The 11,744-nt window shown below is 67.1% G+C and carries 10 protein-coding genes; 2 read left to right on the forward strand and 8 right to left on the reverse strand.

What is annotated here, in order from left to right; genetic code table 11:
- Positions 1-269: 269 nt before the first annotated feature.
- Positions 270-827, forward strand: a complete 558-nt coding sequence (locus ABLE94_RS12970; RefSeq protein WP_348808943.1) for a hypothetical protein — start codon at positions 270-272, stop codon at positions 825-827.
- On the opposite strand, the gene ABLE94_RS12975 is transcribed toward ABLE94_RS12970, so the two are convergent.
- From ABLE94_RS12975 to glnT, 7 genes are all read right to left on the reverse strand, one after another.
- Complete coding sequence (locus tag ABLE94_RS12975) at positions 751-2,106, reverse strand: AAA family ATPase (RefSeq protein ID WP_348808944.1); 1,356 nt, start codon at positions 2,104-2,106, stop codon at positions 751-753. The two genes, ABLE94_RS12970 and ABLE94_RS12975, sit on opposite strands and share 77 nt — an antisense overlap.
- Positions 2,107-2,234: 128 nt before the next feature.
- Positions 2,235-2,942 (reverse strand): helix-turn-helix domain-containing protein, encoded by a 708-nt coding sequence (locus tag ABLE94_RS12980; protein WP_348805359.1) that lies wholly within the window; start codon positions 2,940-2,942, stop codon positions 2,235-2,237.
- 124 nt (positions 2,943-3,066) lie between these two features.
- The gene (locus ABLE94_RS12985) at positions 3,067-4,254 is read right to left on the reverse strand and encodes an NAD(P)/FAD-dependent oxidoreductase (protein ID WP_348805360.1); all 1,188 of its coding nucleotides are present in this window, start codon (positions 4,252-4,254) and stop codon (positions 3,067-3,069) included.
- Positions 4,251-5,615 (reverse strand): FMN-binding glutamate synthase family protein, encoded by a 1,365-nt coding sequence (locus tag ABLE94_RS12990; RefSeq protein WP_348805361.1) that lies wholly within the window; start codon positions 5,613-5,615, stop codon positions 4,251-4,253. The genes ABLE94_RS12985 and ABLE94_RS12990 overlap by 4 nt, the downstream gene beginning before the upstream one ends.
- Before the next feature lie 78 nt (positions 5,616-5,693).
- The gene (locus tag ABLE94_RS12995; protein ID WP_348805362.1) at positions 5,694-6,392 is read right to left on the reverse strand and encodes a GltB/FmdC/FwdC-like GXGXG domain-containing protein; all 699 of its coding nucleotides are present in this window, start codon (positions 6,390-6,392) and stop codon (positions 5,694-5,696) included.
- Positions 6,380-7,276, reverse strand: coding sequence for a class II glutamine amidotransferase domain-containing protein (locus tag ABLE94_RS13000; RefSeq protein ID WP_348808945.1), 897 nt, complete (start codon positions 7,274-7,276; stop codon positions 6,380-6,382). Before ABLE94_RS13000 ends, ABLE94_RS12995 begins: the two co-directional genes overlap by 13 nt.
- A 45-nt stretch (positions 7,277-7,321) precedes the next feature.
- Complete coding sequence (glnT, locus tag ABLE94_RS13005; protein WP_348808946.1) at positions 7,322-8,668, reverse strand: type III glutamate--ammonia ligase; 1,347 nt, start codon at positions 8,666-8,668, stop codon at positions 7,322-7,324.
- A 256-nt stretch (positions 8,669-8,924) separates the two neighbouring features.
- Here glnT and ABLE94_RS13010 point away from each other — a divergent pair, with 256 nt between their 5' ends.
- Positions 8,925-9,938 (forward strand): hypothetical protein, encoded by a 1,014-nt coding sequence (locus ABLE94_RS13010; protein ID WP_348808947.1) that lies wholly within the window; start codon positions 8,925-8,927, stop codon positions 9,936-9,938.
- Between the two features lie 404 nt (positions 9,939-10,342).
- On the opposite strand, the gene ABLE94_RS13015 is transcribed toward ABLE94_RS13010, so the two are convergent.
- Positions 10,343-11,704: an ammonium transporter gene (locus tag ABLE94_RS13015; protein ID WP_348805365.1), complete on the reverse strand. Its 1,362-nt coding sequence runs from the start codon at positions 11,702-11,704 to the stop codon at positions 10,343-10,345.
- Positions 11,705-11,744 lie beyond the last annotated feature (40 nt).

The following is an 11,744-nucleotide window of genomic DNA, read 5'->3' on the forward strand; positions in this document are numbered from 1 at the left end:
CGACGACGCGTGGCGTGGGCTTGATTGGTGGTGCGGCGCGGTGCGGCCATGGGGAGCTCCTTCTCGGTACTCGGGGTGAGATCGGCTGTGTGCGTTTCTCTCTGACGTGCTCCACCATGACCGGCCGGTCTGCCCGCACGATGGCCGTGCGCTGTCAGACTGCTGTCGGGATTGCGCATGTGAGGGGGGTCACCGACCGATGAGTTTTGACGAACTCTTGTCGCGTCGAGGGCTTACGGCGAGTGGATTACCGGGGGTAGACCGGAACGGTGAGTCTGTTCGATCTACTGCCCTCGCTGAAAGGGGTTCTGGTGACCCGCTCGTTCGATCCCCTGACCTGGCCGCTCCCGATGACCTCGACGGGAGCCGACATTCGCGTCGGCGAACTCGACCTGCGCGAGGAGTCATGCCGCCGCAAGCTCGCGTTCTACCTTGACGACGACGGTCAGCCGGTGTGCCAATCACTATGTGCGCCAACACAGTGGTTCCCGGTGCTGGTGACCCGGGTGCGCTCCGCCCAGATCACCGGCGGCCGGGCGATCCTTCATGTCGACGCGGCCGTGCCGCTGCCCACCGCCGTCGCGGACCTCGCGTTTCCGGGCAACACCCTGGCCGGTGCGCGGATGATGGACGTGACCGTCGTCGACCTCAACGGTCACCGCCGCACCGTACCCGCCGAGCTGCCGGCCAACGTGGTGGCCACCGGGACCATTGCCCTTGCGCTGCGGCCGATTTCCGCGCCGGACCCGCTCACAGGTACGTGCCGATCGGCAGCGACGACGCGTACTCCTGCCGATCGATCACCGACAGCAGCGAGCCCGTCGTGACGGGCGCGCCGGCGAGCAGGATGGCGCGCCGGACCGTCTCGACGATGTCGGCTCCGTTGCGGCCGTCCGGAAATGCCGCGATCACCCGCTCGACGTCGACGTCGGAACCCGGCACCTTGTCGAGGAGTCCACGCACAATGGTGGCGGCCGCCGCATCCGACGGCGCATCGAGTTCGATGATGCTGTCGAAGCGCGCCGCCCGGGTGGCCGCGCCGTCGAGGGCACGGGGATCGTTGGTCGTCGCCAAGGTGAGGACACGATCGGACTTGGCCGCACCGTCCAGGGCGGCGAGCAACGCGCCCAGCCCGGCGTCGTCGCCGTCACCGCGGCGGCGCACGTACAGGTCGATGTCGTCGAGGATGATCACCGACGGACCGAAAGTCGCTGCCTGTTCGTAGATCTCGGCGAGCGCCTGTGATGCGGCCGTGGCCGTCGGGATCAGGATCGTGAAGTCACCGGCGAGTTCGGTTGCCACCACTCGTGAGACCGCGGTCTTGCCGACACCCGGCCGCCCGGCGATCAGGACGCCATAGCTGGTGGACAGGCCGGCGGCGCGCAGCGCGTCGCTGCGTTCGGTCACCGCGTCGACGGCCAGATCGATTTCCCGCCACACCGATTCGGGAACCGAGACCCGCGCACGGCCGGCCGAGATGGATTCCACAACACTGAATGTCAGGGCACCGTAGTGTTGTCCGACCGACAGCACCCGGCCCCGCAGCGGGTTACGCTCCGCGATGCGACGCCGGATCTCCGACATCGCCGCCCGTGCCACCTCGTCGTGGCCCGGGGCGACGAGCACGGTGAGGCTCGAGCTCGGACGGTCCGTGTTGACCGAGCAGGCGATCGCGAGTGCGGTGTCCCCGAAGGGGTTGTCGCCGAGGAAGATCAAGGTGGCGTCGGCCGGCGCCGAGTACTCCGACGAACCGACCCGATGATGAGCCCAGCTCGGCGGACCGTCGTCCTCGTCCGGACCGATCCGCGGCCGGCCCTCCTCGATCAGATCGGCGAGCACCAGGCCGGCGGCCACCACGGTGGCCGGTGCCAGCGGAAGCATGTGCGCCACCAGTTCGTGCCGACGATGACCCAGATGCTCGGCGAGGAACTCCGAGAATCCCTGCGCCCGAGTCTCGCTCGTCTCCGACAGGAGCCGACCGAGGAACGTCACGGTCTTGCGGACCCAGTAGTCTTCTGCGGCAAGCAGATCCGCCAGCGTGGAGCCCCGGTCGGTGGGGGCGGTCGCGGGCACGTCGGCGTCGGGCATCGGGCCGTCCGGGATCATCGGAGTCTCCAGTGGGTCAGTCCTCCTTGCGGGAGTGGGGTTTTCGCCAGCGACTCACTGTGACATGTCCGGACGCGCGGACACAACGGATTATTCTGCGGGCCGACTCGAACGGCGGGTGGAAAGTGTCAGACCGCCGAATCGGGGAACGCGATGACCGACAGGAAGCGCACCGGGAGTTCGATCAGTGCGACCGGACCGTGCGGGGCCTCGCCGTCGAGTTGCATGGAATCACCCGGTGACAGGCGATACACCGACCGGCTGTGCGCGTACTCCATGACGCCTTCGATCATGTACAGGAACTCGGTGCCCGGATGCTGGAACAGCGGCTGGGTGACGGAGTCCTCGTTGAGGGTGACCATCAGGCATTCCAGGCGCTTGTGCTCGCCGCGGAGCGACCCCAGCAGTTCGTAGTCGTGGCCCTCCCGCGAGCCGGCGCGCACGATCCGCGAGCCCTCCCCCGACTTCACGAATACGGCCGAGCGTTCGACGTCGGCGCCACGGAACAGCGAGGTCACCGAGATGTCGAAGGCCGTCGCCAGCCGGGCCAGGGTGGCCAGACTGCAGGAGGTCTGCGCGTTCTCGATCTTCGACAGCATCGCCTTGGAGATGCCGACACGGATGGCCATCTCGCCCACCGTGAGCCCCAATTGCTGACGCAGCCGGCGGACGTTGGTGGCGATCGCGGTCTCGAGTTCGAGTTCCTCGACGGACTGATCGGGAGTGCGATCGCGCGCGGTTCCCGACTGGTTGCGGATCAGGGCATCCGCGGACGACCCCGAATCCGCGTCGGTCGTCGCCGGATCGACGGTGATCGCGTCGTCGGTCTGGTCCATCCCGACAGCATATCGGGAAACGTCGTCCACTGACGGTAACCCGGAGGAGTCGGCCAGAAGGAACCGCGGGAACTCGGCGACCACACCGTCGCCTCGCTCACCGCGGTTGCGTGCGCACACGCACTCACCTCATCTCGCCCGCCCCGACATACGGGAAACGGGTCTTGAGCAGGTCGTTCTCCGCGAAACGCGTGAACCGGAAGTCGGATTCGGGAATCCGTGGGTCGCTGCTGCGGCCGTCGACGACGAGGTCGGCGACGAGACGACCGACGGCCGGCGAGATCTTGAACCCGTGGCCGCTGAAGCCGGCGGCGATCACCAGTCCGTCGAGCGGTCCGCGGGAGATGATCGGATTCCAGTCCGGGGTGACGTCGTAGCAACCGGCGTAGCTGGCGGTGATGGCCGCCTCGGTGAAGTCCGGGAAGCGGGTGCCCACCTTGTCGACGGTCAGATCGAGGAAGGCCTCGTCGGCGCGGTTGAGGTAGCCGTCCGGGTCGGCGATCTCCAGTTCCTGCAGATCGCTGTTGCCGAACAGGATCTCGCCGCGCACATCGGGGCGGACGTACTGCAGGGACACGAGGTCGGAGAACACCGGGACCTCGCCGATCTCGACGCCGGGATGGATCATCACGATCTGCTCGCGGTGCACCTGGATCGGCACATCGATGCCGTATGCCTGCAGGAACGGGCGGGTCCACACACCGGTGGCGACGACGACGGTGTCGGCGGAGATGGTGTCACCGTCGGCCAGGGTCACCCCGGTGACCCGATCACCGTCGACGAGCAGCCCGGAGACGCTGGTGCCCTGCCGGATTCGGACAGCACCGGCGCGGGCGGACGCCGCGAAGGCCTGCGCGGTCTGATAGGCGTCGCCGTATCCGCCGCGCTCCTCCCAGCCGAACGCCGCGAACGGTTCGAGGTCGGCGGCCGGCCACATCGTGGCCACCTCGTCGCGACCGATCTCCTCGGTCTGCACCCCGACCTCACGTTGCGCGGCCATGCTCTTGCGGAGGTTGTCGACGTTGGGTTCGCCAACGCCGACGACGTAGCCGGTCTGCCGGAACCCGATGTCGGTGCCGAAGATCTCCTCGGCCTTCTCGAAGACCTCGAGGCCGACGGCGGCCATCGCGGCCAGCGAGCTGACCCCGTAGTGGCAGCGGACAATGCCTGACGACTTGCCGGTCATGCCGCCGCCGACGGTATCTCGTTCGCACACAACGACATCGGTGATGCCGCGTTGCGCCAGGGCCCATGCGGTGGCGGCGCCTTCCAGCCCGCCACCGATGATGACGACGGATGCGCTCTGACTCACAGTCCTGCTCCCGTTCCGGGAATCCAGGAGGTACCGGCGAGCGGGACGCGCGCCATCGCGGCGGCCTCCATGGTGATGGCGACGAGGTCCTCGGGCTCGAGGTGCTGCAGGTGTGCCTTGCCGCAGGCGCGGGCGATGGTCTGGGCCTCCATGGTCATGACGCGCAGGAAGTTGGCCAGGCGACGACCACCCTCGATCGGATCGAAGCGTGCCGACAGTTCCGGGTCCTGCGTGGAGATGCCCGCCGGGTCCTTCCCGTCCTGGAAGTCGTCGTAGAAACCGGCGGCCGAACCGAGCGCCTCGTACTCCGCCGACCAGCGAGGATCGTTGTCGCCGAGGGCGATCAGGGCGGCGGTACCGATCGCGACGGCGTCGGCGCCGAGTGCCATCGCCTTGGCGACGTCGGCACCGTTACGGATGCCGCCGGAGACGATGAGCTGTACTCCACCATCCCCCGTCGCTCCGCTCGCCCCCTTGCGATGCACTCCGAGCTCCTGAAGTGCCTGCACCGCTTGCGGAATGGCGGCCAGCGTCGGGATGCCGACGTGCTCGATGAACACGTCCTGGGTGGCGGCGGTGCCGCCCTGCATGCCGTCGACCACCACGACGTCGGCGCCGGCGTGCACCGCGAGCTTCACGTCGTAATAGGTGCGGGTGGCGCCCACCTTGATGTAGATGGGCTTCTCCCAGTCGGTGATCTCGCGCAACTCGTTGATCTTGATGGCGAGGTCATCGGGGCCGGTCCAGTCCGGGTGGCGCGAGGCGCTGCGCTGATCGATGCCCTGGGGCAGCGTCCGCATGGCCGCCACACGCTCGGAGATCTTCTGCCCCAGCAGCATTCCGCCTCCACCCGGCTTGGCGCCCTGCCCCAGCACGACCTCGATCGCGTCGGCCTTGCGCAGGTCGTCGGGGTTCATCCCGTAACGCGACGGAAGGTACTGGTAGACGAGGTTCTTCGACTGTCCACGCTCTTCGGGGGTCATCCCGCCGTCGCCGGTGGTGGTGGAGGTGCCCACCTCGGAGGCACCGCGGCCCAGTGCCTCCTTGGCACCGGCGGACAGTGCACCGAAGCTCATACCCGCGATGGTGACCGGGGTGTCGAGATGCAAGGGGTACTTGGCGTTACGCGATCCGAGGACGACATCGGTGTCGCAGCGCTCGCGGTAGCCCTCGAGCGGGTAGCGCGACATCGACGCGCCGAGGAACAGCAGGTCGTCGAAGTGGGGCAGTTTGCGCTTGGCGCCCCAGCCGCGGATGTCGTAGATGCCGGTGTCGGCGGCACGCTGGATGGCGGCGATGGTGGTGCGGTCGAACGTCGCGGACTCACGCAGTCCGCGTTGCTCGTTGGTGAGTTCGGTCATGGCGGGCTCCTGGTGGAGGTGGATGAGGCGGGTGTGGGTGGTGGGCCCTGGCTCGGTGGGTCGGCGAGGTACGCCGACTCAGTACGCCGACGAGTGGTCGCTGTGGAAGTGGTACAACTTCCGCGCGGAGCCGTAGCGGGTGTAGGTCTTCGGGTCGTCGTCCTTGAAACCGGCGGCCTTGAGCAGGCCGGCGAGCTCTTCGAGATGCTCGGCCTCCATCGGCTTGGCGATGCAGTCCGCACCCAGGCCTTCGACGGTGCCGCGCACGTACATCCGGGTCTCGTAGATCGAATCTCCCAGTCCGGCACCGGCGTTGCCGCGGACGACCAGCCGGCCGGCCTGCGCCATGAACGCGCTGTTGTGGCCGACGTTTCCGCCGACGACGATGTCGACGCCCTTCATCGAGATGCCGCAGCGTGCGGCCGCGTCGCCCTCGATGACGAGCAGTCCGCCGTGCGCGGTGGCGCCGGCCGACTGCGAGGCGTTGCCCTTGACGACGACCGTGCCGCTCATCATGTTCTCGGCGACGCCGGTGCCGGCGTTGCCGTTGATGACGATCTCGGCCTGCTGGTTCATGCCGGCCGCGTAGTAGCCGACATGGCCGTTGACGGTGATCTTGACGGGGGCGTTGACTCCGGCTGCGACGCTGTGCGCGCCGGCCGGGTTGTTGATCTCGAATTCTCCCGAGATCTCTTTGTGCAGAGTCGAATTGACCTCACGCAGCGGGGTGGAGGCCAGGTCGAAGACCTGCGTGTCGGTGTTGTTCAGCGTGTCCATGCGTACACGACCTCCGGTTCCGGTTCCCAGATACGAGCGTTCTCGACGCCCGGCAGGTCTGCCAGGGCGCGGTATTCACTGGCCATGGCCACCCAGTCGTCGGTCTCGGCGATGACGGCGGGCTTGCAGGCGATGGCGTCGCGCACCACCGCGAACGAGTCGCGGTTGGAGACGACCAGGGTGTAGAAGCCGTCGAAGGTGGCGCACACCTCTTTGAGGGCGGTCTCGACGTCCTTGCCCTGCGCGAGCTGGTGGGCGACGAATCGGGCACCGACCTCGGTGTCGTTCTCGCTGTCGAATTCGACTCCGGCGGCGCGGAGTTCGCGACGGATGGTCGCATGATTGGAGAACGATCCGTTGTGCACCAGGCACTGTTCGGGTCCGACGGCGTAGGGGTGGGCGCCGGCGGGGGTGACGGCCGACTCGGTGGCCATCCGGGTGTGTCCGACACCCTGCCAGCCCTGGGCCGAGGCGAGATCCCAACGCTTGGTCAGATCGCGGGGTGCGCCAACGCCTTTCAGCACGGTGAGGTCGGAGCCGAAGCCGGCTACGAGAGCACCCGGGTAGGCGGCGCGGGCGGCGGCCAGCAGCTCTTCGGACGGCAGTTCGGCGCTGATCACCAGGGTGTTGTCGACGTACTGGGCCGAGACCGGGGTGCCGAGCGACTCGCTCAGTGCCGCCGCGGCATCGGCGGCGTCGACATCGAGATCGAGCAGGCTGACGCAGCCGTGGCCGGCCGGTGCCCAGTCGGTGTTGCCGTAGACGGCGATACCGGCCGAATCGGCTCCGCGGTCCTGCATTTCGCCGAGCATGGTGGCGAGCAGTTCGCCGAGTCGGGGATACAGATCCGGGTTGCGCAGATGCAACCCGACGATTCCGCACATGGTGTGGTCCTTTCTGGTGGGTGATGAGGGTGGTGGGCCGCGAGGTCAGAACGCCGTGAGGTACTGGTCGATCTCCCAGGGGGAGACCGCCGAATGCCAGGCGAAGAACTCCTCGCGCTTGAGCTTGCTGAAGTAGGTTGAGACGCTGGGCTTGTCGGCCGGCCACTCCTCGGGCATGGCGGCGTCGAGCGAGGCGGTCACGACGGGATCGGCTTCGAGCGCCTCGACCGCGTGCAGGAGGGTCAGCGGAAGCGGACTCATGTGATCGGGTCCGGAGCCCAGCGCGCCCGGGTCGAGGCTCCGCTTGATCCCGTCGAGTCCGGCGCCGAGGGCCGAGGCGATCGCGAGGTACGGATTGGCCGAACCGTCGCCGCCACGCAACTCGACCCGCTGGTCGTCGGGGATGCGGATGTAGTGGGTACGGTCATTGCCGCCGTAGGTCGGAACGCGCGGCGCCCACGATGCTCCCGATCGGGTGGCGGTCGCGCCGGTTCGCTTGTAGGAGTTGACCGTCGGCGCCATCACCGATTGCAGCGCGGAGGCGTGCTCGAGGACTCCGGCGACGAAGCCGTAGGCGGTGTCGGAGATTCCGAGGCCGCGCTCGTCGTCGAACTCCGTCGGGAACACCGGTCGGCCGTTGGCGGTCAGCGACAGGTGCAGGTGCAGACCGGAGCCGGTGCGCTCGGCGAACGGCTTGGGCATGAAGGTGGCGACCATCCCGCTTTCGGCGGCGATGACCGACAGCAGGTAGCGCAGCGTGATGACGCGATCGGCGGTCGTCAGGGCATCGGAGTAGGCGAAGTTCTGCTCGAACTGGCCGTTGCCGTCCTCGTGGTCGTTGGCGTAGTTGCCCCAGCCGAGTTGGTTCATCGCGGTGGACACTGCGGTGAGATGTTCGTACATCCGGGTGAGGCCGCGCACGTCGTAGCAGGGCTGATCGGAGTCGTCGGCGTCGTCGGCGGTGACCAGCGAGCCGTCGGCGGCCCGCTTGAGCAGGAAGTACTCGACCTCGGCGCCGACCCACGGCTCGAAGCCGGCGTCCTCGGCCTGCGCGATCAGGGCCTTGAGGATGTTGCGCGGCGCGAACGGCCACGGCTTGCCCTCGACGTGCGGGTCGCAGTGGACGAGCGCGAGGCCTTCCTTGATGAACGGGATCGGCAGGAAGGAGCTCGGGTCCGGGACGGCGATCAGGTCGGGATCGCGCGGCTCCTGACCGATGGCGCCGACCGCGTAGCCCGCGAATCCCACTCCGTCGGTGGCCAGTTCGTCGATCGCCTCGACCGGCACCAGCTTGGCGCAGGGCTTGCCGCGCAGGTCGACGAACATCGCGAGGATGAACTTGGTTCCGCTGGCCTGGCAGAGGGCGGCGAGATCGTGGTTGGTATCAGTCATTGCGATGCTCCGGTCGGGGTGGGGTGTTACCAGTATGTCTACTCGGATGAACTTTTGTCTACTTGTAGTAGACCCTCGGTTTGTTGCGATCGTGTTTCGCGGTTGTGAGAGGCGGGTATCGGGGCGGATATGGGGCGGCGAGCACTGCGCGAACAGCCCCTCTGGTAACACCCGTTACCAATTCTTTCGCGTAACCGGTCACGGCTGACCGATTGTGGTACCACAACGCGTAGGGGATGGACACGAAGGAGCGAGCATGAGAAATCGTTGTCTGCGGAGCGCGCTGGTCACGGGCGCCGCCACCGCACTTCTGGGCGCCGGAATAGGCAGTGCAACAGCTGATCCCAACATTCAGCTGCCCGGCGTCGACGACGGCGTCGCCAACTGCGCGGTGCTCGCACCACGCGCGTTCGCCGGCTACATCGGAACCAACGATCCGCAGCCCGCACGCAAGATGGACGAGAGGTTCGCGACGCCACCGCCCGACTGGTGCAACACCTCGGTCGGTTACAGCCGCCTCTGGTTCGACAAGGCCCACGGTGTCACGTTCGGCATCCCGGATACCGTGCACGCATTGTTCCCGTACAACAACGCGGAAATGCTTGCCAAGCCGACGTTCACACCCGGCTGGACCATGACGATGCGCGTCGGTGGAACCGAGAAGATCCCCGGCGATGCGAACACCGTTCCCTGGGCCGGTACCACCGGATGGGGTGTGTCCAACCGGTCGATCGATCCGCTGGGACTGGAGATCGCGTGGTTCATGTGGAACGACGGCAACCCGTACATGGCCGACACCAGCACCATCACCAAGCCGGTGTTCGATCTGCTGGGCATGGATTTTCCGCGCGGGTTCTTCCTGATGACCAAGCGTGCCGGTGAGATCGTGCCCCAGGTGCGGTTGCTGCCGACGAGCATCTTGCGTCAGCCGCACGACTACTCGGTCGTCCTGGGCACCAAGGACGTCACGTTCTACATCGACGGCAAGGAGGCGGGCACAGACATGGCGCCGTTCGTCGTCGACGGAAAGACGGTCGGTGGACCGGGTTCCAAGTACGGCACCTTCACCAATCCGCCCATCGGGACCTGGTACGACATCTCGCGTCAGCCGGTTCCTCTGCTCGGGCAGATGTGGCTCGACAGCGGCTACTGGTTCCCGCTGCCCTTGCCGCAGTGGAACGGCCGGTGGCAGACCGCGTACATGCAGCGCTACGTTCAGGGGCCCACGAGTGAGACGCCGTTGACGCTCGATGGTTGGTCGGGGTGGTAGGGGGTCGGTGGTGACGTTGCACAGAGCGCTGTCGGTGATGGGGAGGGCGCTGTCAGTGTGAGCGAGAGCGCTGTCGACGCAGCCGTGGGTGCCCGGAATGCTTTCGGCACAAGAGGTCTCGAGGCTCGTCGCTAGCGCTCCTCGCACCTCGACCAGCGGGAAGGTGGGGTTCTCGACCAGCAGGAGGTGGGGTTCTCGACCAGCGGAAGGTAGGTCGCCCGACCAGCGGGGAGGTGGGTTCTCGACCGGCGGAAGGTAGGTCGCCCGACCAGCGGGAAGGTGGGGTTCTCGACCGGCGGAAGGTAGGTCGCCCGACCAGCGGGAAGGTGGGGTTCTCGACCGGCGGAAGGACAGCGCTCCCCGCACCCCGACCGGCGGGATGCGAGGAGCGCTGTCCGTGGTTATCAGGCGCGGGAGTCGGCGAGGTCGTCGTCGACCGACTCGGCGAGCTTCTTCTCGACCGATCGTGATGCCTGGGCGGTTGACATGCCCGACAGTCCACCGTGTCCGACGCCGGCTGCGGGGATCTCGTAGGCGGATTCGGCGTGGATGCTCGAGTCCAGGCCCTGCGTCTCGGTCTCCGGGTCGACGCGCAGACCGATCGTCTTGTCGAGGGCCTTCGCGATCAGCCAGGTCATCACGAAGGAGAAGCTGCAGGTGATGACGATGCCGGCGAGTTCACGCCAGACGATGTCGGCGTCGCCGCCGAAGAGGATGCCGGTGATGCCGGCCGGGGCACTGCCCGCGGCGAACAACACGATGCACAGGGTGCCGACGATGCCGCCGATACCGTGCACGACGAAGGCGTCCAGGCTGTCATCGACCTTGAACTTCGGCTTGAAACTGAGGAAGAACGCGACCACACCGGCGGCGATGAGACCGACGAGGAGGGCTCCGATCGGTGTCATCGTGTTGGCCGACGGGGTGATACCGACGAGCCCGGCAATGGCACCGGTGATGGAACCCAGACCGGTCACGTGACCTTCCCGCCACTTCTCGATGGCCCAGAAGCCGAGCATTCCGGCGCCGCCCGCGAGCAGGGTGTTGAGGACGACGTACTGGGTCAGAAAGTTCGCACCACCCGCGCAGCTGCCGTTGAACCCGAACCAGCCGAACCAGAGCAGACCACCGCCGAGCAGGACCAACGGAACATTGTGGGGGCGTTCGGCGCGACGACGTCGCGCTCCCAGGACCATGGCCAGAGCGAGCGCCGCCACTCCGGAGTTCATATGCACCGCGGTGCCGCCCGCGAAATCGTGGATGTGGATCTTGTTCAGCAGGAAGCCACCGGCGCCCGCGTCGGAGTCGGCGGCGAACACCCAGTGCGCCACCGGGAAGTACACCAGGGTCAGCCAGATCGGGACGAACACCAGCCAGGCACTGAACTTCATTCGGCCGGCGGCACCACTGGCGACGATGGCCACGGTGATCGCGGCGAACATGATGAACCAGGCCGCGATGTAGAGCACCTGGATGCCGCCAGAGCCGTCGTCGGTGAGGTGATTGCCCAGACCGATGTAGTCGGCGGGGTTGCCGATGATTCCCCATCCCTTCACCGACGGCCCGGACACCAGGCCGTAACCGTAGAGGACGTAGATGACGCAGGTGATGCCGAGGGTCGCGAACACCATCGACATCATGTTGAGGACGTTGCGTCCGCCCAGCATGCCGCCGTAGTAGAGCCCGAGTCCGGGGATCATCAGGACTAGAAATGCGAATGCGGCGAGCATCCAGGCGAGATCCGCGTGCGCGGCGAGGACATCCATGACTTTCCTTGCAGTAGAGGTGGTTACGCAGTTGCGCTGA

The organism is Gordonia sp. VNK1 (assembly GCF_040049135.1).
GTDB lineage: Bacteria > Actinomycetota > Actinomycetes > Mycobacteriales > Mycobacteriaceae > Gordonia > Gordonia oleivorans.